This is a genomic window from Marinobacter metalliresistant (genome assembly GCF_038098645.1).
GTDB lineage: Bacteria > Pseudomonadota > Gammaproteobacteria > Pseudomonadales > Oleiphilaceae > Marinobacter > Marinobacter metalliresistant.
On the sequence record NZ_CP101118.1, the window covers coordinates 359,691 to 386,059 of the forward strand.

The 26,369-nt window shown below is 55.6% G+C and carries 24 protein-coding genes, 2 tRNA genes and 2 pseudogenes; 16 read left to right on the forward strand and 12 right to left on the reverse strand.

Annotated elements, in window-relative coordinates:
* Window positions 1-12: 12 nt before the first annotated feature.
* Window positions 13-447: pseudogene (locus NLK58_RS01720) on the reverse strand (molybdopterin cofactor-binding domain-containing protein); the annotation flags it as partial.
* Window positions 448-507: 60 nt separating this feature from the next.
* Window positions 508-852, reverse strand: a pseudogene (locus NLK58_RS01725) (molybdopterin cofactor-binding domain-containing protein); the annotation flags it as partial.
* 54 nt (window positions 853-906) lie between these two features.
* Here NLK58_RS01725 and NLK58_RS01730 point away from each other — a divergent pair.
* The 6 genes from NLK58_RS01730 to pgsA all read left to right on the forward strand — a co-directional run bounded on the left by NLK58_RS01730 (window position 907) and on the right by pgsA (window position 5,239).
* A complete protein-coding gene (locus tag NLK58_RS01730) occupies window positions 907-1,353 on the forward strand; it encodes a DUF1330 domain-containing protein (RefSeq protein WP_117616987.1) in 447 nt (148 codons plus the stop codon).
* Between the two features lie 85 nt (window positions 1,354-1,438).
* Entirely contained in the window at window positions 1,439-1,693 is a 255-nt protein-coding gene (locus tag NLK58_RS01735) for a hypothetical protein (RefSeq protein ID WP_205422247.1), read from the forward strand.
* 111 nt (window positions 1,694-1,804) lie between these two features.
* Entirely contained in the window at window positions 1,805-2,056 is a 252-nt protein-coding gene (locus tag NLK58_RS01740; protein WP_117616988.1) for a hypothetical protein, read from the forward strand.
* A gap of 100 nt (window positions 2,057-2,156) precedes the next feature.
* On the forward strand, window positions 2,157-2,819 hold the full coding sequence (gene uvrY / locus NLK58_RS01745; protein ID WP_117616989.1) for a UvrY/SirA/GacA family response regulator transcription factor: 663 nt from the start codon (window positions 2,157-2,159) through the stop codon (window positions 2,817-2,819).
* Window positions 2,803-4,665, forward strand: a complete 1,863-nt coding sequence (gene uvrC, locus NLK58_RS01750; protein ID WP_341581896.1) for an excinuclease ABC subunit UvrC — start codon at window positions 2,803-2,805, stop codon at window positions 4,663-4,665. The genes uvrY and uvrC overlap by 17 nt, the downstream gene beginning before the upstream one ends.
* 7 nt (window positions 4,666-4,672) lie before the next feature.
* Window positions 4,673-5,239, forward strand: coding sequence for a CDP-diacylglycerol--glycerol-3-phosphate 3-phosphatidyltransferase (gene pgsA / locus NLK58_RS01755; RefSeq protein WP_117616991.1), 567 nt, complete (start codon window positions 4,673-4,675; stop codon window positions 5,237-5,239).
* Here the strand turns inward: pgsA and NLK58_RS01760 are convergent.
* Genes NLK58_RS01760 through NLK58_RS01775 form a run of 4 tightly spaced genes read right to left on the reverse strand, consistent with a single transcriptional unit; the run spans window position 5,184 to window position 8,765 of the window.
* Complete coding sequence (locus tag NLK58_RS01760) at window positions 5,184-5,825, reverse strand: ABC-type transport auxiliary lipoprotein family protein (RefSeq protein WP_341581897.1); 642 nt, start codon at window positions 5,823-5,825, stop codon at window positions 5,184-5,186. The genes pgsA and NLK58_RS01760 overlap by 56 nt on opposite strands.
* The gene (locus NLK58_RS01765; RefSeq protein ID WP_341581898.1) at window positions 5,822-6,760 is read right to left on the reverse strand and encodes an MlaD family protein; all 939 of its coding nucleotides are present in this window, start codon (window positions 6,758-6,760) and stop codon (window positions 5,822-5,824) included. The genes NLK58_RS01760 and NLK58_RS01765 overlap by 4 nt, the downstream gene beginning before the upstream one ends.
* A 5-nt stretch (window positions 6,761-6,765) precedes the next feature.
* Window positions 6,766-7,587, reverse strand: a complete 822-nt coding sequence (locus NLK58_RS01770; protein WP_117620233.1) for an ABC transporter ATP-binding protein — start codon at window positions 7,585-7,587, stop codon at window positions 6,766-6,768.
* An 11-nt stretch (window positions 7,588-7,598) separates the two neighbouring features.
* Entirely contained in the window at window positions 7,599-8,765 is a 1,167-nt protein-coding gene (locus NLK58_RS01775; protein ID WP_205422248.1) for an ABC transporter permease, read from the reverse strand.
* Window positions 8,766-8,989: 224 nt separating this feature from the next.
* Here NLK58_RS01775 and NLK58_RS01780 point away from each other — a divergent pair.
* Together NLK58_RS01780 and NLK58_RS01785 are read left to right on the forward strand one after the other, a co-directional pair.
* Window positions 8,990-9,065, forward strand: a tRNA-Gly gene (locus NLK58_RS01780).
* A gap of 60 nt (window positions 9,066-9,125) precedes the next feature.
* A tRNA-Cys gene (locus tag NLK58_RS01785) sits at window positions 9,126-9,199 on the forward strand.
* A 23-nt stretch (window positions 9,200-9,222) separates the two neighbouring features.
* On the opposite strand, the gene NLK58_RS01790 is transcribed toward NLK58_RS01785, so the two are convergent.
* Entirely contained in the window at window positions 9,223-11,016 is a 1,794-nt protein-coding gene (locus tag NLK58_RS01790; protein ID WP_341581899.1) for an EAL domain-containing protein, read from the reverse strand.
* 295 nt (window positions 11,017-11,311) lie between these two features.
* Here NLK58_RS01790 and NLK58_RS01795 point away from each other — a divergent pair, with 295 nt between their 5' ends.
* Window positions 11,312-12,925, forward strand: coding sequence for a methyl-accepting chemotaxis protein (locus tag NLK58_RS01795; protein WP_341581900.1), 1,614 nt, complete (start codon window positions 11,312-11,314; stop codon window positions 12,923-12,925).
* Window positions 12,926-12,977: 52 nt separating this feature from the next.
* On the opposite strand, the gene NLK58_RS01800 is transcribed toward NLK58_RS01795, so the two are convergent.
* On the reverse strand, window positions 12,978-13,118 hold the full coding sequence (locus NLK58_RS01800) for a hypothetical protein (protein ID WP_341581901.1): 141 nt from the start codon (window positions 13,116-13,118) through the stop codon (window positions 12,978-12,980).
* Between the two features lie 174 nt (window positions 13,119-13,292).
* On the reverse strand, window positions 13,293-13,559 hold the full coding sequence (locus NLK58_RS01805) for a hypothetical protein (protein WP_341581902.1): 267 nt from the start codon (window positions 13,557-13,559) through the stop codon (window positions 13,293-13,295).
* 520 nt (window positions 13,560-14,079) lie between these two features.
* On the opposite strand from NLK58_RS01805, the gene NLK58_RS01810 reads away from it, so the two are divergent.
* Window positions 14,080-14,565, forward strand: a complete 486-nt coding sequence (locus NLK58_RS01810) for a hypothetical protein (protein WP_341581903.1) — start codon at window positions 14,080-14,082, stop codon at window positions 14,563-14,565.
* On the opposite strand, the gene NLK58_RS01815 is transcribed toward NLK58_RS01810, so the two are convergent.
* The 3 genes from NLK58_RS01815 to NLK58_RS01825 all read right to left on the reverse strand — a co-directional run bounded on the left by NLK58_RS01815 (window position 14,549) and on the right by NLK58_RS01825 (window position 18,175).
* On the reverse strand, window positions 14,549-14,848 hold the full coding sequence (locus tag NLK58_RS01815) for a hypothetical protein (RefSeq protein WP_341581904.1): 300 nt from the start codon (window positions 14,846-14,848) through the stop codon (window positions 14,549-14,551). The genes NLK58_RS01810 and NLK58_RS01815 overlap by 17 nt on opposite strands.
* 30 nt (window positions 14,849-14,878) lie before the next feature.
* On the reverse strand, window positions 14,879-16,207 hold the full coding sequence (locus NLK58_RS01820) for an acetyl-CoA hydrolase/transferase C-terminal domain-containing protein (protein WP_341581905.1): 1,329 nt from the start codon (window positions 16,205-16,207) through the stop codon (window positions 14,879-14,881).
* A gap of 84 nt (window positions 16,208-16,291) precedes the next feature.
* Window positions 16,292-18,175 (reverse strand): pyruvate kinase, encoded by a 1,884-nt coding sequence (locus tag NLK58_RS01825; RefSeq protein WP_341581906.1) that lies wholly within the window; start codon window positions 18,173-18,175, stop codon window positions 16,292-16,294.
* Window positions 18,176-18,409: 234 nt separating this feature from the next.
* Between NLK58_RS01825 and NLK58_RS01830 the strand changes: the two genes are divergently transcribed.
* From NLK58_RS01830 to NLK58_RS01855, 6 genes are read left to right on the forward strand one after another with little or no spacing between them, the layout of a single operon-like run.
* Window positions 18,410-20,161, forward strand: a complete 1,752-nt coding sequence (locus NLK58_RS01830; protein ID WP_341581907.1) for an aminotransferase class III-fold pyridoxal phosphate-dependent enzyme — start codon at window positions 18,410-18,412, stop codon at window positions 20,159-20,161.
* A gap of 2 nt (window positions 20,162-20,163) precedes the next feature.
* The gene (locus NLK58_RS01835; protein WP_341581908.1) at window positions 20,164-22,872 is read left to right on the forward strand and encodes a glycosyltransferase; all 2,709 of its coding nucleotides are present in this window, start codon (window positions 20,164-20,166) and stop codon (window positions 22,870-22,872) included.
* Window positions 22,872-23,834 (forward strand): archaetidylserine decarboxylase, encoded by a 963-nt coding sequence (asd, locus tag NLK58_RS01840; protein ID WP_341581909.1) that lies wholly within the window; start codon window positions 22,872-22,874, stop codon window positions 23,832-23,834. The genes NLK58_RS01835 and asd overlap by 1 nt, the downstream gene beginning before the upstream one ends.
* Window positions 23,821-24,447 (forward strand): hypothetical protein, encoded by a 627-nt coding sequence (locus NLK58_RS01845; protein WP_341581910.1) that lies wholly within the window; start codon window positions 23,821-23,823, stop codon window positions 24,445-24,447. The genes asd and NLK58_RS01845 overlap by 14 nt, the downstream gene beginning before the upstream one ends.
* Before the next feature lie 17 nt (window positions 24,448-24,464).
* Entirely contained in the window at window positions 24,465-25,571 is a 1,107-nt protein-coding gene (locus NLK58_RS01850; protein WP_341581911.1) for a M14 family zinc carboxypeptidase, read from the forward strand.
* Window positions 25,571-26,329, forward strand: coding sequence for an alpha/beta hydrolase (locus NLK58_RS01855; RefSeq protein ID WP_341581912.1), 759 nt, complete (start codon window positions 25,571-25,573; stop codon window positions 26,327-26,329). The genes NLK58_RS01850 and NLK58_RS01855 overlap by 1 nt, the downstream gene beginning before the upstream one ends.
* Window positions 26,330-26,369: the final 40 nt, after the last annotated feature.

Sequence of the window (26,369 nt, forward strand, 5' to 3'; positions counted from 1 at the left end):
GATCACCGACCGGCAGGCGCCTTCCAACTGGGAGCGAATGCGCTCCGGGTTGGCCTGTTTGCCGCAGTCAAAGGCAATGTCTGCCCGGTGGATGGTGAGCTCACCCTGATCATCTACTTCCACCTCGAACACGATGGCCGTGTAGGAGACAAAGCTGTGATGAAAGGCCAGACCAAGCCCCCGACCGTCACCCAGGGATTTGCTCCAGCCCGCTTCGCCAGTAGCCCGCTCAATCACATTCCGCATCCTGCCGATATCGATCGGATAGAGGTCCGAGTCTTCACCGTAGTTCCAGCCATCGCCCACCGTCAGGTTATGGATCTCGCGGTCGGGGCCGAGCAAATCCAGCACGTAATCCCGGTGATCCCGGCCAGCGGCCACCGACAGCTCATGGGCAAAGCTCTGGATCGCCCAGGCATGAGGAAGGTTGTACACCGAGCGGAACCAGTGGCGCATGCTACGGGAACCGTCGGTATTCTGGTTGCCATATTTGCTGTGGTCACGTTCAGCCTGCCGGACCTTATCCCGGTCCCAGTCAGCGCCAAGCTCGTCGGCACCCACCATTACCAGGCTGGTTCGGATGCCCTGGCCCATCTCGGATCGGTTATTCATGATGGTAACGGTGCCATCGGCATCAATGTGAATGAACACGTTGGGGTTATCCACCCAGCCTCCGGGCATGGCGCCAGCGCCGAATTGCGCTTTTTCGCTGGCCATGGGCATATCCCAGCGGGCAGCCAGAACCAGGGCAGAGCCGCCGGCCAATGTATCGTTTCGTTCACTGTAGCTATACGAGATAAGAAGGCAAACAGTGCAGCCTGAGTGAAAGGTAATGAAAACCCTTGCGTTCATGCATCAGGGCTAGGCTATAGTAGGCGCCGGAACCACGAGAACAAGAGGATAAGGATGGACGCCATTAATCCCACGCCCGAGCAGCTGCAGAAGGTACTGGCAGATACCCCCAAGGATCAGCCAGTGGTTATGTTGAACCTGCTGCGTTTTCGTGAGCGGGCCAGTTACAAGGAAGAGGCGCCGGAGCGGTCTGGCCGGGAGGCCTATAAGCTGTATATGGAGGAGGCCGCCGCCTGTGTGGAATCCGTGGGTGCCGAGGTTATCTGGTCTGGCAGGAGCCTCGGCCCGCTGATCGCGCCACCGGATGAGTCCTGGGACCAGATTCTTCTGGTTCGCTACCCCTCCATAGATGCCTTTATGGCCATGATCGAAAGCGCTGAGTACAAGGGTGTTGTCAGGCACCGTACCGCGGCACTGAAGGATTCCCGGCTGGTGGCGAGCGTTGAGGACGGAATCTTGCGCAGCAAATGCCACGCCCGGCGGCAGGCAGCCGAGCAGTGAAGGTGATTTTCTGACGCAACGATTGCAATAAAAGTGTCACAGATTCGGCATACCATCCGCGGCATAGCCCGCTGTTGGAGTTGTCATGTTCGGCACAGTAAGAACCCGGATTCTGTTTTTCGCGTTTCTCTCGGTCTTTGCCCTGGCAGGACTCGCCGCTCTGTCCTGGAGCATCATCCTGAAAGCGCAAGACGCTTCAGAAACCCTGAGTGCCTGGGCGGAAGATCACAGAGAGAACTTCGAGCGGGTTCAGGCCCTGATGGCCCGGATGAAGTTTCTTTCCGGCCAGCAAAACTTTCTGGTCGCCGGTTCCGTGTCTCCGGTTCTATTCATGCCCTGAATGAGTCCACTGGCAAGATCGAGCAGGTAATCGGCGTGATTGCGGAGATTGCCGAACAGACCAATCTGCTGGCCATCATTATCCTTACTATGGTGGCCCACAGGAGGTAGTATGACCGACAGCACCGAGCATCAGCCCCAGCAGGATCCCAGACAGGAAAAGTTCACCGTTGATACCGAGTTGTTAACGGAAGATCAGCTTCTGGGCCTGGTTGAAGAATATTGCACCCGGTATCACGGACTGAACGACACCGAAAACCCCATGGGTGAACGGAGCCGGGTGCTGGCTGCAGTTCGCCGGGGCGATCTGGTGGTCTGGTTTGACCCCGTAGAGAATACCGCGGGCCTGGGTGTGCCTGCATAGGCGGCATGTCTGTTATGGTATTTGGGGTTGCACCTACCCGGGGCCTGAACTAAACGTTACAATCGCGCTGTTTTCCCGAAAGCCGTGTGCGAGGTGAATTTTGATCAGGGTACTGGTTGTTGATGATCATGAGCTGGTGAGATCCGGTATTACCCGGATGCTGGCTGATAACCCGGACATTGAAGTCATCGGGCAGGCGTCCTCCGGAGAGGACGCGATCGATTTCGTGCGCCAGCAGCGGCCGGACATTGTCCTGATGGACATCCGTATGCCCGGCATCGGAGGCCTTGAGGCTACCCGCCGCATCCTTCGGATTGATGATTCCCTTCGCGTGATTGTCGTTACCGCCTGTGCGGACGACCCCTATCCGGCCCGAGTGATGCAAAGCGGCGCCACGGCCTACATAACCAAGGGTGCAGACATCAGGGAGATGGTTCGCGCCATTCGTATGGCCCATACGGGGCAGCGTTACATCAGCCCGGAAATCGCTCAGAAAATGGCGCTGAAACAGCTTGGCGGCGGCGACCGGGATGAAGACGGCGAGCTGTCGCTGTTTGACCGGCTTTCCGAGCGGGAAATGCAGATTGCGATGATGGTTGTGGGCTGCCAGAAAGTGCAGGACATTTCCGACAAGCTGTGCCTGAGCCCGAAAACGGTCAACAGCTATCGCTACCGGATTTTTGAGAAGCTGGAAATTTCCAGTGATGTGGAGTTGGCCCTGATGGCAGTGCGGCTTGGTTTGCTTGATGCCGACAAGGTCTGACCCTGAGAGTAACAACATCGGGGAGTTTGACAGCAAGAGCTTCCTGAAGCAGCTCACGGAGCGGCCCGGCGTCTACCGAATGTATGACGAGGGCGGCGCAGTGCTGTACGTCGGCAAGGCCCGTAACCTGAAAAAGCGGGTCGGCAGCTACTTTCGCAAGACCGGCCTGGCGCCGAAAACCGAAGCGCTGGTTGCCAGGATTGCCTCAATCGAAGTCACGATTACCGGCAGTGAAACCGAGGCCCTGCTACTCGAGCAGAACCTGATCAAGTCGTTACGGCCGCCCTACAATATTCTTCTCCGGGACGATAAGTCCTATCCCTATATTTACCTGTCCTCCCACAGCGACTATCCCTCGCTGACGTTTCGCCGGGGGCGCACCAAGAAAGGCGGCGGCACCTGGTTTGGGCCGTTTCCAAGTTCCGGTGCGGTCAAGGAAAGTCTTAATATTCTGCAGAAGGTATTCCGCATAAGATCCTGTAGTGAAAGCTATTTCCGAAACCGGACGCGGCCTTGCCTGCAGTACCAGATCAACCGGTGTACCGCGCCCTGTGTTGGTTATGTGGCGCCGGAGGAATACCAGCAGGACATTCGCCACGCCACCATGTTCCTGGAAGGGAAGAACCCGGCCATCATCCATGATCTGATGAATGCCATGGAGGCTGCCTCGCAAAACCTGGAGTTCGAGAAGGCGGCGGCCTACCGGGATCAGATTAACCATCTGCGCCACGTTCAGGAACAGCAGTCGGTGGATGGCGAAGGCGGCGATGCCGATGTGGTCGCCATTGCCCAGGATGCCGGGGTTGTCTGTATTGTGGTCATCATTGTTCGTGGCGGCCGGGTGCTGGGTACCAAGGACTACTTTCCCCGATACTCCATCGAACAGACCGAAGGCGAGCTGCTCAGCGCCTTCCTCGGCCAGTATTATTTTGGTGGCAATACCCGCCGGGAGATTCCCCGGGACATCCTTGTGCCCGTTGAGGTTGAGGGTCAGGAGCTTCTCGCCCGGGCACTCACGGAGTCCGCTAACCGGGAGATCCGTATCCGTGGCAATGTGAGGGGAGAGCGCAGGCGCTGGCTTGAACTGGCCATGACCAACGCCCGCCAGACACTGCTCACGCACCTGGCCAGCAAGGAGACGGTATATCGGCGGCTACTGGCCCTGCGTGATTTGCTGGAATTGCCGGAAACGCCTTCACGCATGGAATGCTTTGATATCAGTCACAGCCATGGGGAAAATACCGTCGCATCCTGTGTGGTTTTCGATGAGAATGGTCCCCTGAAGAGCGATTACCGCCTGTACAATATCGAGGGCGTGACCGCCGGCGATGACTACGCCGCCATGCGCCAGGTCCTGAGCCGCCGCTACAAACGGATGGTGGCCGGAGAGGGCAAGCGCCCGGATCTGGTGTTTATTGACGGCGGCAAGGGGCAGCTGAACATTGCCCGGGAAGTGTTTGATGAGCTTGAAATTTCCGATATACCGCTGATCGGTGTCGCCAAGGGCGTGACCCGCCGGGCAGGCATGGAGCAGCTCATTGATGCGATGACCGGCGATGTCTTCCGGGTACCGGCAGACTCGCCGGCATTGCATCTGATTCAGCACATCCGGGACGAGTCCCACCGCTTTGCGATTACCGGGCACCGAGCGCGCCGGGACAAAAAACGGCGACAGTCTACACTGGAGGGTATCGAAGGTGTGGGGCCGAAAAAACGCCGCGACCTGATACGCTATTTCGGCGGAATACAAGAACTCCGCAAAGCGGGTGTTGATGAGATGGTCAAGGTGCCGGGCATCAGCAAATCACTGGCAGAAACCCTATACGCAGCTTTGCACGACGAGTAAGGACAGCATGAATCTACCTAATATCCTCACCCTTTCCCGCATCATCATGATTCCGGTGTTCGTGGTGATCTTCTACCTGCCAGTGGAATGGAGCTATCTCGTGAGTGCGGCCATTTTCGGGCTGGCGGCGGCCACAGACTGGCTTGACGGATACCTGGCGAGAAAGCTCGACCAGAGCACCCCATTTGGGGCCTTCCTCGATCCGGTCGCTGACAAGCTGATGGTGGCCGTGGCTCTGGCTGTGCTTATTGAGGAGCATTCGGCCATTCTTCTGACCATTCCTGCGACGGTAATCATCGGTCGGGAAATCGTGATTTCCGCCCTGCGCGAGTGGATGGCGGAAATTGGCAGTCGTGGCAGCGTCGCTGTCTCCTACATCGGCAAGATCAAGACTACGGCTCAGATGGCTGCCATCGTTGGGTTGCTGGCGTTTCCGCCGGGGGTATTCTGGTCCAATGTTGCGCTGGTGCTGCTCTATATCGCCGCCACTCTTACCCTCTGGTCCATGGGGCTCTACCTCAAGGCTGCCTGGGCTGATCTCTTTCCGGGTGAGACGGAAGGTCGCACGCCGTAGCCCAGAGAATCACTCTGTCTGAGAGCGTATTGCCGGCGGCACCGAACGCTTCGATAATCTGCTCAATAGCAGGGCCGGGCGCCGGTTCAGCTATCCTGAAGTTGTTGCTGCACAGGCTGGCCCGGGAGCGGTTGTGGATCAGTTGCACGTGCAGCTCGATAACAATCCGGGGCGTGCTCTCAGGATTTTCGACGTGAAAGGCGGAAAGCTCGCTGATCAGGGTGAGCTCTGCCTCGGCGGGGCTGGTTTCACTGATCACGCTGGCAAACGCCTCGCTTTGTCTCAGGGTGCTGACCAGGGTGTCACGCACCACAACCGGCACCGTGTCGCGCCAGCGAACGCCTTCATAAGACCTGAACTCCCAGGGCGCAGGCTTGGCCAGGATCCTCGTACTGTTGAATGGTTTGGACGCATAGGGTGTATCAACGCGCAGCGATTCCGGGAAGCGTTGGTCTGCCTTGCTGATTGTTTCTGGTGCAGCCATGTCCATCACCCGGGGTGGCTCGGGGGTCGGAAACACTGTGCAGCCACCTGCAAGGCCGATGCCCAGGAGGAGGGCGAGGTTAACGATTGGCGCTACCTTCACTTGGAAAGCTCCTTCATGGTGTCGTTTCCGAACAGAGTCCCCGTCGGGTCCTCTTCCAGGCGTTGGGTAAACTGGTTCAGATTCCGAAGCGTCGCCCTCAGCTCCCTGAGTGCCGGTGCCAGTTCACCCATCCCCTGAAGCCCGGAATCCATGGCACCCCGGTTGTCGCGCGTCAGCTGATCAATTCTGGATATGGTGGCGTAAATGATGCCCAGCGTTTTGTCCATGGATTGCAGGACCCGTCGACCGTCCGTTTGCAGCAATTCGTTTGCGTTATCAGAGACCCTCGAAACCTTGATGGCGGCTTCCTCGGTGCGAGACCCGGCAGCATCCAACCGGTCGAGCAGGGCTGACAGCTGTTCGCGGCGGGCGAGAAGGGCGTCGGTTGCTTCACGTGTATTCCGCAGGATAGCCGTCAGGTTCTCGATGTTATCGCCAGAAAGGAGTTCTGTGGCGTTACTGAGCAAGAGGTCCGCCTTGGCCAAAAGCTGATGGCCGTTGGCGAGCAAGCTGTTAAATGTAGAGGGCTCAGCGACGATCAGCGGAGGATTGTCGCGGTTTCCCTTTAGTGCTGGCCGATCCGGGCTGCCACCACTGAACTGAACACTCATGCTGCCGGTAATGTTTGCCAGCACGAGCCCTGCCTTGGTGTTGTCACGAATGGGTACGGACTGATCAACCCGAACGAGCACCCGGACACGACCAGGGTTTTCAGAGTCGAGGGTCAGCGCCATCACGTCACCCACCTGCACGCCGCTGTAAAGAACCGGATTGCCTTCAGCCAGGCCGCTGACGGCGTGGTCAAAGACAATTTCGTAGTAAGCCCATTCCCGGTCAGCAGATGATTTTGCCAGCCACAGGGAAAAAATCAGGGCTGCCCCGAACGCGATGATGGTGAACAGGCCAATGATCAGGTGATGGGCCCTGGGCTCCATGGTTACTACTCCTGATTCCGTATCTGCGAATGATCCATGAAGGCGTAACTGGCTGCGCGACCGCGGGGGCCGTTAAAATAGTCCTGAATCCACTCATCCTCCATGGTGGCAACCGTCTCCAGAGTATCAGCTACCAGCACGCGGCGCTGTGACAGTACCGCAACCCTGTCACAGGTTGAATACAGAGTATCGAGGTCATGGGTGACCAGGAACACCGTCAGCCCAAGGGCATCCCGTAGCGTCACAATGAGGCGGTCGAAGGCGGCAGCGCCGATGGGATCCAGCCCGGCGGTGGGCTCGTCCAGAAACAGGATTTCAGGATCCAGGGCCAGCGCTCTTGCCAGGCTCGCCCGTTTGACCATGCCACCGGAGAGTTCAGACGGGTATTTCACGGCGGCCTCCGGTGATAGTCCGGTAAGCGCCAGTTTCATTCGTGCCAGCTTTTCCGCTTCCGGCCTTTTCAGGCCGGCGTGTTCAATCAGGGGTACCGCGATATTCTCCTGCAGGTTCAGGGAGGTGAACAGGGCGCCCCCCTGGAACAGGACACCAAATCGTTGCTCGATCCTTGAGCGGGCCATCGCCGGGAGTTGTGTAAGGTCCTGGTCAAATACCCGAATGTGGCCGGAGGCGGGCGTAATAAGCCCGACAATACTTCGCAGGAGCACGGTTTTACCGGTTCCCGAGCCACCAACCACGCCCAGGATCTCGCCGCCGAGGAGGTCCAGTTCCAGGTTTTCATGGACAATATGGTCACCAAACCGGTTGCACAGTTCGCGCACTTCGATTACTGGCTCCGTAGCGGCTTTGGTTTCCCGGGTTGCACTCATAAACACCATGATTACCAGCCCATTTCCATAAAGAATAGCGCAGCAATGGAGTCCAGAAGAATGACCATGAAAATGGACTGGACGACACTGGCGGTTGTGTGTTCCCCAACGGATTGCGCGCTGCCTGCAACCTTGAACCCCTCAAGGCAGCCGATAACCGCTATCAGAAAGGCAAAAACCGGAGCTTTAACCAGACCCACCAGGAAATGCTTCAGTGCAATATCGCGCTCAACAATGGCCATGAACTGGGTGGGCGAGATATCCAGCACCAGGGCACACACCACGGCCCCGCCAACCATCCCCGAGATCATCCCGACAAAGGTAAGAATCGGCAGGCTGACCATCATGGCCATTACCCGGGGCAGTACCAGTAGTTCAATGGGATTGAGCCCCAGGGTGCGGATGGCATCCAGCTCTTCATTAACCTTCATGGCGCCTATGTGTGCGGTAAAAGCGCTGGCGGTACGGCCGGCCAGAAGGATGGCAGCGAGGAGCACACCGAACTCCCGGAGGAATGAAAATGCCACCAGGTTGACGGTATAAATCGTAGCGCCGAAGCCGTCCAGTACCGTGGCTCCGAGGAAGGCCACAACAGCACCGACCAGAAATGTCAGTAATGCCACAATGGGCAGTGCGTTCAGGCCAGTGTCATGAACGGCCGCTACAAACGCCGTCATTCGCCAGCGCCTTGGTCTGGGCAGGTTCCAGGCCAGAGTGGCCAGGGTCTGGCCGATAAAACCCACGAGAATCCACAGCAGCCGGAAGATGCTTTCCACCTTCTGACCGGTTCCGGTGATAAAGCTCCAGAGCAGGGAGGGTGCCGCACGGCCCGGTGCGGGCTGGTCTTTCATCGCTTCGCAGACGGCCGCAATCAGGGCGGATTTCTCGCGGGGTAACTCTCCGGGGGCCGACGCCGCTTCCAGCAAGCGATCCGGCCCGACCAGCGAGGCCAGTTGTGATGCACCGGCGGTATCAATCCGGTCCAACCGGGAGAGGTCAACCGGTAATTTGCTGATCTCCTGTACAGACACAGAAGACGCCACCGATGTCAGCGCCCGGTAATGGCTCAGCAACCAGTCCCCGGCGACCCTGAGGGTACCGGCTTCAACGGTCACGGAGCCCGGGCCGGAGAAAGGTCTTTGTGGATCGGTCTGCTCGGAAGAAACGGGACTGGGCACGTTCTGTCGAATCCATAAGTAATGTTGCTGGCCATTCACTAGCTTAGAGAGTGCAGTGGATATCTGCCAGTGCGGAATCTGCTTCATCGCATCGTGTGTTCGCGATTGGCCAAACTTTACCCACAAACTCCAATAAAACAGAACCTTGATAAAAAACTATTGACGCCTGAACGGTAATCCGTAGAATACGCAGCCGTTGACGAGGCAATGCCTCTTAGCGAAGAGCGGGAATAGCTCAGTTGGTAGAGCACAACCTTGCCAAGGTTGGGGTCGCGAGTTCGAATCTCGTTTCCCGCTCCAATTTCAAGTCTCTCAATGCCCACCTGAGAGCACAAAGATCCGATTTCTTCGATCTTTTCCGGCGCGGTGGCAGAGTGGTTATGCAGCGGACTGCAACTCCGTTTACGCCGGTTCGATTCCGACCCGCGCCTCCATTTTTCACATCTATATCGATATCCTACGCAGTATTGAAGTTGGGATTTGCGTCCTGCGACGTTTTCAATCGTTTACCGGATCGGGAACTTGAAAAGTCAGTAAAACAGAAGTCTGGTGAGGCTTTTGCCCTTTTCTTGGCGTAGCTGGCGAGGTCTGAGACCTGATCGGCCGTCACCTTCTCGTCCGGGCCTACTTCTACGGTACCCGCTGCCAGAGATACCAGTGGGAAGCGGCAGGGCTGGCCGTTTCGGTCTTCGGATTCAATAAACCCGCTTTTTAGTACGCTATCGCTGTAAAAGCGCCGACTTCGTTCGGCGAACAGTGCCTGTACGGTACCGGCATTATAATTGGCCGAGGGTGAAGAGCTGATGACTACGAAATCGTCCCCGCCTATGTGCCCGACAAAGTCATCATCGGCTAGGAATACCTCTGTCAGAAGCTCAGACAGCAAAAGGATTATCTGGTCACCGACCCGGTAGCCGAGGACGTCGTTCAAAGGCTTGAACGTATTGATATCGAAATAAATCAGTGAAAAGGGGCGCATTTCCTCCGTCCGGGCGACCAGGGCCTGTTGAATGGGAACATTTCCTGGCAAAAGAGTCAGGGGGTTGGAATAGCGTGCGTTTTCAATCTTTCGTTCGGTGATGTGTTTGAGCAATGAGCGCGTGGCTCCCAGCCCGGCGTACTTCCCATTCCTGACAATAATGAAATGCTGTTTGAGATAGTGAGCATCGTCATTAATCAGCCTTTCGCTCACTTCGTTCAGTGGCACCTCGTAGTCCACAACCAGTGCATCCGCGCTGTGCATTTGGGTAACCGGAAGCCGTTCGTAAAGCGCCCGGCCGTAGGGCGTGCTGAAGGTTTCCAGAACCCTCCACTTGTGAATAAGGCCAAGTGGCCTGCCGTTATCCACCACTGGCAGAGCGAACACGCCTGGCTCACTTTGGAGCCGCTCCCAGGCATGTTGCAACGTCGATTCCGAAGTTACGGGTTCAATGTGCCTGCACAGTAGCCCTGCCGTGTCCTTTTCTTTCTGGGGTAACCTGGGCGTATGCGCCTTCTGCACGTTCAGCGAATCGAGACAGGCGGTAGCTACCGCCTTTGGCCGACCGAAGAGAAAACCCTGAACCAGCGCAATGCCGAGATCTGATACAACCCGGAATTCTGCTTCCGTTTCGATCCCTTCCGCAATCAATTTGCAGCCCAATCGGTCTGCCAGGTCTACAACGGACTTTAGAAATTCGCGCTTGATGAGGTCGTCCTGTATGTCGCGAATAAAGTGCCGGTCAATCTTTACATAGTCCGGCTTCAGCTCTGACCAGAGCTTTAATCCGGAATAGCCACTACCGAGGTCGTCGATAGCGATGAGAAAGCCTTCTGCCTTGAGCCAGACAAGCGTTTTCAGAAGTTCTGAGGGATCAGCGGTAGGGTAGCGCTCAGAGAGTTCGATAACGATGTCTGATGCCTTCAAGCCATTCGCGAGCAGGAGTTCCTGCAGTTGCGTCGGGTTGAACTCCGGAGGCATCAGTTTGGCCGGACTGATATTGACGAAAAGTTTCAACGGGGTGCCATGGCCGGACCAGTGGCGTGCAGCGGTGCGAAGGCAGAGTGTTTCCAGTTCCAGTGTCTGGCCACAGCGTTCGGCGGTTTCAAACAGCATTGGCGCCGTATGCAAAGGGCTGTCTGATGGTCCGCGACTCAGTGCTTCAAAACCAAATACACTTTTTTTCTCGATATCTACGATCGGTTGCAGAAGTGTCGTAATGTCTTCTTTCAACAATAAGCGGTTCAGTTCCTGACTGAGGCAGTCCTGCATTGGGTCACTCCTGGATGTGAGTGCGGCTTCGGGAAACCAAATTGCGTAGCTCCTTCGCATACCCCGAACCTACTGATTTGACTGGCTCATATCCGGTTGTGCCAAGTACCGTAGTAAGGTCCACATCCTCTACGCTCAATATGACATTCATATTTCAGGGGCATGGAAGCCGTGTGCCAGGCGATGTTAATTTTTGTAAATTGTCCCGGGAAATCAACGTCTTCTGTGGCTTTGGTAACAGGACTGTCACAACTGACATGCAGCATTGTCACCATCATTCAAGTGTGGTGTCGTCATGCTCAAGACCGTTCGCAGTAGAATCCTTTTCTTTTCCTTCTTCTCGATCCTCGCGCTCTCGGCTCTTGCCCTGTTGTCCTGGGCGATCATTGGAAAGGCGGAAAACGCTGCAGAAGATCTGATCCAGAATCGCATGCATGAAGCCTGGCTATTGGATGATCTGGAGCAGGACCTTCGTCGTGTGCAGGATCTTTCTTTCAGAATCAAAGGTCAGTTATTGCTGTGGGGTGAGATAAATGAAGAATACGCATCGCTTTCAGAGTCTGTTCCTGCCAAGTGGAGCGCGATTCAACGGAATGCACAGCTCAGCACCTGGGCAGAAGAAAACGCAAGTACGCACGAGGCGGTAATTGAATACCTGGAGGAACTCGCGGAAGGAATCGAGGAGAAGAGTTACTATCAGGCAGGCAAAACCGTGGACTTTTCACTTTTCCCTGCCTTGTCGCCATTGCTTGAGAGTATCAACGATCGTAAGGAAGGAAGTCGCAGTCGTATAGCTCAGGAATCTGATGAGCTTCTGGGGTACCTCGACCGCCAACAGGTTTCGCTGATTATGGGCTCCGTTGCCTTTTTGGCTGTTATTGTTCTGATAACGCTCTGGCTGAGACAAACAGTTATTGTAAGGCTGCAGCGCATCGAGCGGGATATCCAGAGAATGGACGAGTGCTCGGATCTGGCCAATCCACCGGGATTGGCGGGGTCTGATGAAGTGGCAGGAGTTGCTGCGGCCCTTATTCGGCTGGTCGGCCGGTTTGAGGAGTTTATCCGGGAAATAAGGGAAACCTCGAAAAGTATCAACGAGCGATCCGATCGTCTTGATATACAAGCGAGGGAACTGGAGTCTGCCTCCCAAACGACTCAGCATCAGATTCAGGATGTGACTGACTCGATGAAAGCGATGGCAGACCAGGCTTCCACCATTGAGGCATCGACCCTTGAATCCACTGAAACCGTTCAGGCGGCGGTGGCTGCTAACTCGGACATCCAGTCCAGCCTCATAAAAAGTGAGACTGCAGCAGAGCACACTGTAGAGGTAATTGGCCGGGTCTCCGGGTCCATACAAGAGCTGACGGAATCAGCCTCGAAAATCGAGAAGGTTATCGGGGTAATTGCTGAGATAGCTGAGCAAACGAATCTGCTGGCTCTCAATGCCGCGATCGAGGCGGCAAGGGCGGGCGAGCATGGCCGCGGGTTTGCCGTTGTTGCCGACGAGGTTCGGACCCTTTCGAAGCGCACTGCCGATTCCACCGATGAAATCCGGCAGTGGGTAACCGACCTGATAAAGGGAGTGCAGGGCGTCGACTACTTGATCGCTGAAATGACGCAAGCCGGTGATGATAACCGGCAGACTCTTGAAGGTCTCAAAGGGCATCTTGTAGCGATGAACCACTGGTTTTCGGATTTGGAGCGGCGGAGTGTCACGATCAATGAGGCGCTTTCGCTGCAACGTGAGGAGATTGACCGTGTGGGTGAACGGTTTGTGGCGCTTGATGCGCATGCAGCGACTGTCAGTGGAAACGTGGCTGGTAGCCGAGAGATAAGTTTGGGGTTGAAACAGGAAGCGCACTTGATGAGCGACCTCACCCGCCGTTTCCGGACAACTTTTGATTGAGCTATGTCAAACCATCAAAGCCGGATCTGCTCCCTAAGGCATTAGTCCGTTATTAGACCGGAGTGGGCTTTGACATTGACCCGGTCTGGATAGAGGAGCGCTCACGCTGCAATCGGGCCTCCAGTTCCTTGATAGTCTTGCTGGCACTGCGGCTCCGGGCTTGCTGCGCCGCATCACTTTTGCTTGCGGGCATGGATGCCGGCTTAGTCTTAACAGGGGCCTTTTTGAGCGACTTTTACAAAGCAAATAGGAGAAAGAGAAACCGAGACAGGTCCATAGAACCCTCTCTGTAAGGACAACCCACCTTCAGTGGTGCTGTAATCCAAACCACTCATAAGTGGCTTTAGAAATCTGTGACAGTTCTATTTCAGTGAGACTGGATGGAGCCCGGTGCTTGAGCAAAAGCTTTCCAGTCAATGATGTTGCCTTCGGCGTCGAAATGAACAAATCCTGCGTAACCGTCTTCATGATGCCAGGTTTTGATATAACCAACGATTTCTCCATCGTTCGACAGCATTTCGAACGAAAAGCGACGTTCTCGGTTGGACTCCATATCGGAGTCCTCGTGGCTGATTTCGCTGAGAGTGAAATTTTGATCGTTGAGAAGGGTAAGGGCGAGCAGATCAGGATTCATTTGAGGGCTACCTTATATTCATCAACACGCTGAATGTCGTTCACAATCTTTTTGAAGTTTATACCGAACACATTAAAGGAAAATGACGTGGCTCAAGGCTAATTTCATCTAAAGAAATAATCAGCGGATCACCTTGATTGCAATGAGATGACAATGCGCAATCAGGTGTTATTGGCCTTCCGATGATCTGGTCCCCGGCACACTTCCGTGGCGATATATTTTTGTTTGAGAGGGTCTAAGAGGTTAAGACGCACTTATCGCTCTTTGTCAGCGATATTCCCATCAGCCAAGGCGAGCTCCTCCCAGTAACCGGAACTTGAAACACTACTGTAATGCCTTTTCGGTACCATTCTCACGTCGATAAACGACATCATCGTGTTATCTCTTAGTGGAATTGCACTGCCGGGAGAGCCCCTCCCGGTTTTTTCGCCAACTATCTCGTCCTTTGAGGTGTCGTCCTGGAGTTTTCATGCGCTTCTGAACAGGCCGCGTCGAATTCTGCAGTTTAGGGAGGGGTGCAATGAGTGAAAGGGAAGGTCACTATCGCGCTTTACAGGCTTTGTATTTCTCCTCAACAGCCAATGCCTGGACTCGTCCAAGTCTCGACTTTGAGTACGGTTTCTGCTCTGTTTCAGTCCGACTCACCCCCTTTGCCTCAACGCCTTGGGGAACGGTAAGAGACACCGTCATCTTTCAGCTTCTTTGGGATGCGGCAGCTTTGGCTGCGAACACTCAGGAAGCCTCGCTCTTGGCAAAGTGCGATAGGTTCGAGTTTTCTCCCTTTCAGCCGCTTTACGAGTGCCGCGTTGTTTCGGTGGCCAGAGTGCTTCATTCCGACCTGCATCAGTGGACGATTGAATCGACACTGTACGACGAGGCTGACAACGAAATTGCATGGGGGCGCAGCCGGTTCTCAAGGTCCAGTGTATTGCTGGAGTCGATCGGACCCTATAAAAATCAGCTTTTGAAATCACGTCAGGACTGGAGTGCTAAGTCTGACAGCTAAATTGAACAAGCTCCCAATCTGGATCATCTAGGCCGACTTCCTTATCGTTAATCAGCGCCAGCTTTTGCTGCCGTGACAAGAACTGCGCCACGACCTCAAAAGTGGAGCTCTGAAAAGTTGGCGTTTCGGCCATGAGATTTTGCCAAGTTTTCTCGCGAACCATGGCATCTCGGTTTCCAGAAAGCATTTTGCAGATGGCCTCTCCAATTCCTCTGGTGCTGCTGTAACCAAAGCAATGCCTGATTGTTTCTGAGCTGTCATTTCTTATCTTTCTTGCTGTCAAACATAGGACAAAATTCTTGTCTTACCCTGTTTACACTAGCCCGATAGACGTTGCTTCGCGCTCCAATCCCTCTCTGAATTCCGGAGCAGCGATATCAATCAATGCCCGAGCGCGCTGAGGAATCGAAAGTCCTTTGAGGTTCACGCACCCATGCTCAGTGACTACAAAGTGCACATCGTTTCTGGGGTCGGTTACGGCTCCTCCAAGAAGCCGTGACACTATGCGACTGACTTTGCCCGACTGAGCTGTTGAACGGAGCGCTATGAACGAGCGTCCGTTCCTTGCGGAATAGGCCCCGCGCACAAAATCTAACTGCCCTCCGGTCCCCGAGAACGGGTGATCCCCGAGCTGCTCGGAGTTGATTTGTCCGGTCAGGTCTATCTCCAGCGCAGAGTTAACGGACACCATGTTGTCATTTAGCCGAATGATGTCAGGGTTGTTCACCCACGATGCCGGATATCCGACAATCGAGGGATTGTCGTCCAGGAAGTCGTATAGAGCCCGGTCACCGAGGGCAAAGGTAAACACGTGCTTATGTTGCATCCAGGTTTTTCGCCGCCCATTCATCACGCCAGACTGAATCAGTGGCATCATGCCCGGAGAAAACAGCTCGCTGTGCAGGCCCAGGTTTTTGTGATTCGTCAACCCCGCTAGTACGGCGTTGGGAACACCGCCAACGCCTATTTGCAGTGTATCGCCGTCATGAATGCGCTCAACGATCTGCTCGGCAATCTTCATGTCCACAGGGGTCGGCGGGTTAGGAGTTACCTCGATCAGCGGCTCATCATGTTCCACGAGATAATCAACCTCAGAGATGTGAACCGAGCATTCGCCGAATGTTCGAGGCATGTAACGATTGACCTCTACAATTACTTTTTTTGCCTTGCGAATAACCGATGCGCCGTAGTCGGCATTAGTGCCGAGGCTGAAATAGCCATGACGGTCCATAGGCGATACCGTCACAAAAAAGCATTCGGGATCAATGTGTTCAGTTAGCAGACGCCCGGCCTGGTGCAGCATGGCGGGTACGAACTCTATCCAGCTTTGGGAACCGGATTGCGCAATAGCGGCTCTATCGGAGTGACTCAAAAACAGGGGGCGGGGAGTGACACGGTCGGAAAGTTCAGAGGCCAAAAGACTTAGGCGCAGGCTTTCCGTGCCATGCAGGTAATAGATTGCCAGAGGACCAATAAGTTGATCTTTAAGTGCGTCTGCCGTGGCTCCCATAAGTGCGGGCGGTTGTGCCGCACTCATACCAAGGATCAGATTTTTACAACCCGCAATTGTCTGTACAGCTTCGTGGGGTAGCAAGCGTCGTTCGAGGTAAAGTGCTTCGAGATCTTGATCAACCACGTCCATTTTCCACCGACCCGGTTTTCTGTCTTTCAGATCAGATAAGCTTGCTGGATTTGTGTGTCCGTTATGTGAACACGGTAAGTGCGCTCAGGGCTTCATATGGGCCAACTTGAGTTCCCTCAGCATTGCGCTTTTTTTCCGTTGGTGGTTCTGCATCCGCTTCAGAATACCGCTCAGGATCTCTACGGCCTCTATGATATAAGGGCCTTTGTTGAGCATGACGCATTCTGCTCTATGCGCCATGACAACATCGGAGATTTCGGCTCTCGACGGCATGCCCTTTTGAGCCAGATTCTCCAATACTTGTGTTGCCCATATCACCGGCACATGAGCTGCTTCACAAACCCAGAGTATTTCTTCCTGAACCTCTGCCAGGCGTTCGTAACCACATTCAACCGCCAAGTCGCCCCTGGCGATCATTACTCCACAGCTGGGCCATCGCATGGCCGCCAGGAGCATTGAGGGGAGATTTTCAAAGCCTTCCAGCGTTTCAATTTTTAGCACGATGGCCGGCTTTTTGGATTTCACGGCTTCCAGACTTTTTTCAAGTAATTGGACATCTTGTGCAGAGTTTGCGAAGGACATTTCAACCGCGTCGGCATGTTCTGCTATAAAAGCCAGATTTTCGATGTCTGCTGATGTTAACGCATCGATGTTCAATTGGCTGTCAGGGAAGTTGATTCCTTTACCGCCACGGAGTTTGCTGCCCTCTGGGCGCGCATGCTGAATCTTCACCAGGAATCGGTGCTGCTCTACCTTTTCGATTACGCCACCAATCCTTCCATCATCAAACCAGATCGTTTCCCCGGGCCGGACTTGAGACACAATCTCCGGCATGGTGCAGCTTATCGCTGGGAGCGGGGAAGGGTATTCTGAGCTGTCGTGTTCGTCGGGATTCCCAGATACAGGTTGTGCGGAAACGATCAGTGAGTCGCCTCTGTTGAGCAGGATCACACCGGGGCGGGGCGGGAAATCACCGATCTCAGTGACTGCCTGTTGAGTTTTTCCGTTCCTGCGGTGTAGCTTTGCACCAGGCACCACGTAGCAAGCCTTGATACTTTCTACCCAGCAGCCCACGTCCGTTATCTTCACGACGGTCCATTTGCGGGACTGTTTCCTGGCATCAAGAAAGGTGATTTCGTCACACCGCTGCAAGCATTTGAGGAAACCTTCTGAAACCCGGAACTCTGCTTCACAGTCATCGGGTGCTTCTGCCGGAGACTCCTCCGAGGAAAGCCAAATCCGGGCAGGTATCACTGTAATGCCAAATTCGTCCCGCTTAGGCCGAACGTGTACAACCTTTGGCCCTGGTTGAATATCGCTAGTTCGTATCTTGGGCCCGCCGAGGTCCATAAAAATACGGCAATCGACACCAATGGCTTTTTCTGCTTTACGCAAATTGCTGATCATTGCTGCCCACGTCTCAGGTGTGTCATGTGCACAGTTGATCCGCATGCAGTTCATGCCCTTGGCCAGGAGGTTGTGAATGATACTGTCGTCGTGGGCGGCCTTTGTCGGAATCGTAACCATGATGCGAACGTTTCTGTCGTTCGTCGCGCACCCGAGCAATTGATCCGTATGCTCCGTGAGTAACCTGGAACCCTCCTGGATATCTACCTTTGGAATCGGGTCGAACTCTGGACGGGGAAGGCATTGACCAAGGAGTGCTGCCAGCGTTCTGATCACGGCATCGAGAGTAGACAAGACGCAGGACTCGGAACGGCCTAGTGAAGACAGCCCAAGCGATGCAAGGCGTTGCTGAATCGGCCGAATGTCTTGCCGCCTAAGAGACAAATAGCAGAGCAGGTTATCGGCGCTGAGCTGATAGGCGGGATTGATGTCATTCAGGTTAGCCCGATGCTCCACCGTTTCCCGGATCAGTGTTTCTCGCAGGTTCCTCAGCTTTTCCAGTAAGTCGCCAACTTCCTCAATGTCCGAGGGTGCCAGCGTTACTCGCGATGTTTCGTCCATGCTGGACCTCCCGCGTCCCGACTTTTTCCAGAATACTGTGATTTTGTGTCGCTGCTGAACAATTTGCGTACAACAATCAATTGTCGGAGATGACTGTTTCAGTTGTGTGAAGCTTTTGTTGCCGTTGCGCTCTGCGCGATGGTCACCAAGACCTGTCATACAACGGTAGGAAAAATGACACATTGGTTTCACTTTGCTCCGCTATTTTTGAGCAAATTGGCAGGAACAGAATCGATGATGTCCGCTATTAGCCTTTACGCCCTCGCGGCAGCTGTAAGCTTTTATCTTATCTACAAAGCTCAGATAAGATTGCAACTTTCACGGGCGAAACATGCCTCCCTTCGTGGGCACAGCAACTGGTCCCGGCGCATTGCGCGACTGATTCCTTTTTTCAGCTACGATGAAGCCGGTTTTTTTGCCTGCGACGGTGCGCCTTTGCCCGTGGTTCAGCAGCGCCGCAACGCCCTTCAGCAACTACAGGCCCGCACCGAAAGGCAATGCGCCAAAACCCTCGACCACTGCCGCTCCATTCAAAACAACGTATCAGACGTTAAATTCACCAGCCGCTACCGGGTGCCCTTTCCGTTCAGCGAGCAATTGCCCGAGTGCTTCCGGCTGGGTTCCATGGCCGAGGAAACCCGGGGCTCCCAGCTCAAGGATTTGGACGGAAACTGGCGCTACGACCTCTCCGGATCCTACGGCGTGAACGTCTTTGGATACGACTTCTACAAGCAGTGCCTGGAAGAAGGCATTGAAAAAACCCGGGCTCTGGGGCCGGTGCTAGGAATCTACCATCCGCTGATCGCCGAAAACGTCGAGGCCATTCGGCAGATCTCAGGGCTGGATGAGGTTTCCTTTCACATGTCCGGCACCGAGGCGGTTATGCAGGCAGTAAGACTGGCCCGTTACCACTCTGGCAAAACCCATCTGGTTCGTTTTTGCGGTGCCTACCACGGCTGGTGGGACGGGGTTCAGCCCGGCATAGGCAACACCCGCAAGGCCCGCGACGTGTACACATTGGCAGATCTTAGCGAGCGGAGCCTGCGCATCCTCGAGTCTCGAAATGACATCGCCTGTGTGCTGATCAACCCGCTGCAGGCTTTCCACCCCAACAGCGACGCGCCATCAGATACTGCATTGATTGCCAGCGACCGCGCCAACGGCTTCGACAAGCGTGAATATACGGAATGGCTTCACCGGCTGAAAGCGGTCTGCGATCAACGGGGCATCGTGCTTATTTTCGATGAAGTGTTTGCCGGCTTCCGGCTCGCCTACGGTGGCGCGCAGGAATTCTACGGTGTTCACGCCGATATGGTGACTTACGGTAAAACCCTGGGCGGCGGCCTGCCTGTTGGTGTTTTGGCGGGCACCCACCGGCTGATGGCCCGCTTTAAAGACGATCAGCCGGTCAACGTGTCGTTCGCTCGCGGCACCTTCAACTCCCACCCCTATGTTATGGGTGCGATGAGTGCGTTTCTGAACCGCATCCGCCAAGCGGAAATCCAGCAGCAGTACCGGGACTCCGAAAGTCTCTGGAATCGCCGTGTTGCTCAGTTCAATCACCGCTTGCGCAGTGAAAAACTTCCGCTACAGATCACCAACCTGCATTCCATCCTTTCAGTGATCTACACCCAACCCAGTCGCTACAACTGGATGTTCCAGTTCTATCTGAGAGAGGCCGGGCTGGAGCTGAGCTGGACCGGTACCGGTCGGCTGATCATGAGTTACAGCTTCAGTGATGCTGAGTTCGACGACGTTATTCAGCGGTTTGTGAACGCCGCGCACCGGATGCAGGAGGGCGGCTGGTGGTGGCAGAGCCCAGCGCTGACCAACAAGGCGATCAAGCGGCAGTTCCTGGTGGACATGCTGACCGCCCGTTTTCCGGCGCTGGCTGGCCGGATCCGCGGCCCGCTGATCGCTTCCGGGCGCCAGAAAAGAACCGGTCGGGCACCCGATCAGGATCAATACTCCAGCAAGGTGGGTTGAGTATGGCAGTTCAACAGCACGTCAACGGCGACTCCGGTTTCCGTCGGGACCTGAGAGCCGAATTCGATGGCTTCATGACACAGCAGGCACAGCGGTTTGATCCTGATAACTGCCTGCGCATCGACTTTCATTGTCACGATCATAATAGCGACGTACCGGACGAACTGTGGGGCCGGATACTGCGGCTGCCGGAAACCTGGCTGAAAACCAAAAAACTGGTAAAGGTTCTGGAACAGAACGGCAGCTCCGTGTTTACGGTCACCAATCATAACAACGCCCGATCCTGCTGGGAGCTTCAGGAAAAGGGCATGGATGTACTTGTGGGCTGTGAATTCACCTGCTTTTTTCCTGAATACGACCTGTTCATTCATGTGCTCACCTACGGCTTCACTCGGGAACAGGAAACGGTCCTCAACCAGAAGCGCCAGAACATCTACGACTTCTTGCGCTACGCCGCCCTCTACGATATTCCAGTGATTCTTCCGCATCCGCTCTATCTCTATAGCCGCAATGACCACATTGACCTGTGCCTGTTCGAAAAGCTGGCGGTGATGTTCTGGCGCTTCGAAGTGCTGAATGGCCAGCGGGATCTGTGGCAGAGCGTACTGACCCTGAACTGGGTCCGGAGCCTGACGCCGGAACGCATGCGCGAGTATGGCCGCAAGCACAACCTGGACCCGACAGAATTCGGTGTAGACCCTGATCAGCCGAAAGTCGTTACTGGCGGCTCTGACGACCACACCGGTATTTTCGCCGGGCTTTGCGGCTCGCAGCTTTACGTGCCGGATCTGCAAAGACGCCTGAAAACCGAAGCGGCCTCGGATCTTGCCCTGGAAGCACTGCGTAATGGCCAGGTTGCGCCATTCGGCACGGTCGGCGAGAACCAGAAACTCAATATTGCGCTGCTGGACTACTTTTCGCAGGCAGCCACCAAACTCAAGGACCCAGGATTACTGCGCATTCTGCTTCATCGGGGATCAACCTGGGACAAGATGGGCTGTTTTGTGGTCGCCAACCTGTTTCTGGAAATGCAAAAGCACAAGAAAACCATGAAGTTTTTCTCGTTCATTCACGACGCGCTTCAGGGCAAGAAGCCCAATCGGTTTCTTAAATGGCACGCCGCTAAAGACTATAAATTTTGCATTGCCCAGCTGGAGAAGATCGCCGATAGCAAACGCAATCATCCGGAGGCGTTCGTGGATACCGTCAACGACAGCATTGGTGATCTGTTCAACCATCTGAACCAGCTGATCGCCGGGCGCATTCGTAAGGCGGTGAACAAGAATCAGGGTGCCAGCCTGAAGGACTTCTCTACCGAAGAGCTGACCCGAAAGCTGGAAATACCCAGCCAGCTCACAGCGCTGTTCCTGGGTGACGGCAAGCGCCAGGACAACATGAGTAACGTTAACCTGGCCGAAGCGCTGGACAGCCTGTCCTTTCCGGTGCTGATCAGTACCATACTGGCAGGGTCAACCCTGGCATCAACCCGTGTGCTGTATGAGAATCGCGACCTGCTCAACCGGTTTGCCCGGCAGATTGGAGAAAACGAGCATTCGCGACGGGCACTGTATTTGACCGATACCCTGCTGGACAAGAACGGAGTATCCACCTCGCTCAGCGGCAAGCTCAAGGAGATCAAACGCACCAACTTGCCCATTGATTTTCTGATCTGCCATCCCGAAGCGGAATCCGAACCCCACCTTCATGTCGTTCAGCCCATTGCCGACATCGACCTGCACCCCTTCGGAGAACAGACCCTGGAGGTACCAGACGTGCTGGAAATTGCCCGAATCTTCTATGAAGGCGGCTATGACCGCATTGTCTGTTCCACGGAAGGGCCGATGGCACTGGTCGCCCTGTTCCTGCAAAAGATGTTCAACGTACCCAGCTATTTTTTCATGCATACGGACTGGATCGATTTCATTACTCACACCACCAACCTCAACCAACATGAAAGAGACCGGGTCCGCCGCATGATGCGGGCGTTATACAGTCAGTTTGACGGCGTATTCGTGCTTAACCGTGAACACAGGGATTGGTTGACCGGGTACGAGATGCAGCTGCCGGCAGAAAAGGTGTTGCTCACGGCCCACCACACGTCCCCGAGAGACCTCAAAATTCAGCCGGCGCGCAAGTCGGACCTGATTCCCGGCGCCAACGACAAAACCCCGGTGCTGTTTATTGCCTGCCGACTGAGCCGTGAAAAGGGCATCTTTGATCTGCCAGAGATTGTGAGAGAGGCGCGCCTGTCGGTTCCGGATCTCAGGATCGTGATTGCCGGGTCGGGGCCGGCCAGTGCAGAGCTGCAAAAGGCTATGCCCGATGCCGTCTTTTTGGGCTGGCAGAGCCGGGAACAACTGGCATCGCTGTATCTGGGGCTGGATCTGTTCGTGTTTCCCTCACGCTTTGACACCTTCGGCAACGTTCTGCTTGAGGCACTGACCCATGGCATGCCCGCCGTGGCGTACAACTGCAAAGGGCCCAAAGACATCATTGAGAACGGGCAGAGCGGTTACCTGGTCGAAGATATCGACGCCATGGCGGAGGCAATCGCGGGTTTCTTCAGTAAACCCGAGAGTCATTCCGGCTTGGCCGGAAATGCCCGCAAACGCGCCGCCCGGTTCCAGGCAGAGCCCATCATGCGCCAGTTTCTTGCGGATCTGGGGCTGGAATATCCGGAACAGGCTTACACTGAAGCCACGGTGGCCTGATGAACCGATTCAACAAGGCAACATCCCGGTTAACGCCTGGTGAGCAGCTGAACTTCCTGTTGACCAACCGGCTGCCAAGGCGCTGGTTGACGTTGTTTATGGGCAGGTTCAGCCGGATACAAAGCCCCTGGCTCACAGCGCTCTCGATCTCTGTCTGGCAATGGTTCGCTGACGATCTCCGGTTACAGGACGCCAGGAGTCATCACTTTCGCAGTTTGCAGGAGTGTTTTACGCGCCAGCTCAAGCCCGGTCTGCGCCCGACAGACGCCCGGCCGGACATTGTCACCAGTCCCTGTGATGCCATTGTCGGAGCCTGCGGGCGTATTGCCGGTAACCAGCTGTTTCAGGCCAAGGGCTTTCCTTACACACTGGAAGAACTGATTCCGGATGCTGATCTCGCATCGAAGTACCGCAACGGCCACTTTGTCACCCTGCGCCTCAAATCCAGTATGTATCACCGATTTCACGCGCCAGTGGACTGCCGGGTTCGCCGGGTTAGCTACGTCTCCGGAGACACCTGGAACGTAAATCCCATTGCCCTGAAACAGGTCGAGAAGCTGTTCTGCAAAAATGAAAGGGCGGTGGTTGAACTGGAATCGGGCAACCCGGCTTTCAGCCTGACGCTGGTGCCGGTGGCCGCCATTCTGGTGGCCAGCATGAAGTTCCATTTTCTGCCGCAGCCGCTGGACCTGAAATACCGGGGCGCCAATCAGATCGCGTGCAACGCTTTGTTTCGCAAAGGTGAGGAGATGGGCTTCTTCCAGCACGGCTCCACCATCATTGTGTTCGCGTCTGAGCATTACCGGCTTTGCCAGGAAATCACCGAAGGACATCCGATAAGAACGGGCGAGGCCGTTCTGTCAGGTCATCCATTGCCGGACGAGTCGCCCTCTGTGTCCCGCTTATCCGAAAAACCCACTGCAACACTCGATGTGCAAGGAAACTGCCATGACTTTTCTTGAAGAACTACAAAAACAACGCTGGGACGACCACCGTTACTACCACCACAACCGGATTAACCAGTTCCTGCATTTGCTCAGTGCCAGCTGTTTTCTGGTCAGCTATGTTCTGGTGTTTTTTCATCCGGCTGCTGCAGCTCTGGTTGGTTGGCTGCTGGCGATGACGTTGCGCCAGACCGGGCATTTCTTTTTTGAGCCCAAAACCTACGACGAAGTGAACAAGGCCAGCCACGACTATAAGGAAAGCGTGAAAGTCGGCTACAACCTGAACCGCAAGGTTGTGCTGCTGTCGATCTGGGCATTGACCCCGGTGGCATTGTTGCTGGGCCCCGACCTGTTCGGCCTGCTTTCCCCGGCAACCGATCTGGCTGGGTTCATCAGCAACATGGCTCTGGTGTGGCTGTTCATCGGTCTGGGCGCCGTGCTTTTCAGGACAGTACATCTGTTCAAGCTAATGGGGGTGCAGTCTGGCCTGGTGTGGATGACCAAGATTCTCACCGACCCCTTCCACGACATCAAGATTTACCAGAAGGCGCCTTACTACATTCTCAAGGGTGAGATGTACGACACCATGGAAGACTGGTACGAAGACAGGTCGCTCCATAATGAAGTGTAGATCGGCGAGGCAGATCCATGACTGAACTGAGCGATCTCACTCACATCAAGGCGATTCCGGAACAGCAGAGCCTGCGTGATGCACAGCAGCGGCGTATGCTGCGACGAAAGTTACCGGAGCTGATTGAACTGGAGCGTATCCTCGCTGAGTCACCGGCGCAGTTTTCCGCGCAGGTAAGCGCAAGCATTCCGGTGGGCTCGCTTGAGCTGCCAATTTACCGCATTGATGTGGGCGATGCCCCGGCGGACCGCCCGGCACTGTTGCTGCTGGGCGGCGTGCACGGGCTGGAGCGCATCGGCACCCAGGTGGTTCTGGCATGGTTGCGCAACCTGGCCAACAGGCTGCGCTGGGACGAACATCTGTCTGAACTGCTGCAGCAGGTACGCCTGGTGGTTGTGCCCATACTCAATCCCGGCGGTATGTTTCTCAACCGGCGCAGCAATCCCGCCGGCGTGGATCTTATGCGCAATGCGCCCATTTCTGCCCAAAGCCAGAGCACGTTCCTGGTGGGCGGGCAGCGCATATCTCCGGTGCTCCCATGGTACCGAGGCAAATCCGATCAAGGGATGGAGCCGGAAAATCTGGCCTTGCAGAGCATCATCGAAGAGGTATTGCCGGGACGGCCATTCAGCGTGTCGCTGGATTGCCACTCGGGCTTTGGCTGGCGTGATCAGATCTGGTTTCCGTACGCTTACCGACGCCGGCCAATGCGTAATATCTCCTCCGTTATGGCGCTGAAGCTGCTTTGGGAGCAAGCCTATCCTCACCACAACTATCAGTTCGAGCCGCAATCAGAGCACTATGTTACCCATGGCGACCTGTGGGACTACTTTTACAAACGCCATAATCGCGAGGCCAGCTCGCCCTGGCTGCCGCTTACCCTGGAAATGGGGTCCTGGCGCTGGGTGCGCAAGCGCCCCCGTCAGCTATTCAGCCGGGAGGGACTATTTAACCCGCTGCCGACTCATCGCCATCAACGTGTCTTGCGCAGCCATCTGATCCTGTTGGATTTCCTGCTCAACGCCAGCGCCAATTACGGCAACTGGTTGCCCACCACGTCAGAAGACGAGTGGTTGAGGGCGGCCGCCAGAATGCACTGGTACAGCAGGGGAGAGAACCTGTAATGGACTGGTTGTTACTTCGGGGACTGGCAAGGGAAAGTGCTCATTGGGGCGACTGGCCGGCGCAGCTTCGAATGGCCCGTCCAGAGGACCGCTTTCATACCCTGGACCTACCCGGAACCGGGCTTGCCCAGCATCTACGTTCGCCCACCTGTATTGCCGGGATGCGCCAGTTCGCCGAGCGGGCGACCCGTCAATTGCCCCGCCCGTTAGGGCTGATTGGGCTGTCTCTCGGAGGCATGGTGGCACTGGACTGGGCGCTCCATCGGCCTCAAGACTGTGCGAGCCTCGTGTTGATTTCCTCAAGTTCCGGGCTTAGCTCTCCCTGGCTGCGACTACGCCCTGCTCAATGGGCGCGCGTAACGCGCATGCTGACGCAGGCCGACAGCGATAGGCGGGAACAGTCTATTCTGGCCCTTACCAGCAACCGGCCTGTTACCACCGCGGTTACTGAGCAATGGCAGTCGATTCAGCGGGAGCGCCCGGTGCGGCGGACCGATGTGATTCGACAGCTTTACGCGGCCTCCCGCTATAAGGCGCCACCTCAGGTGCCGCTGATGCCGACCCTCGTGCTGGCCAGTCGTGGTGATCGGCTGACGGACTGGCGTTGCAGTCGGGATCTGGCCGAGGCTCTTGAGTGCCCACTGGAAGTGCATCCCGGCGCTGGCCATGATCTGCCACTGGACGATCCCCAGTGGCTGATTGCCCAACTCAATAGCTACTTTCCAGTCGATCAACGCTTCCAGGCCGTTACCGGCTGAGCTGTCATCGATTCGTCGCAAACTCTTCATCTGCGTGCAA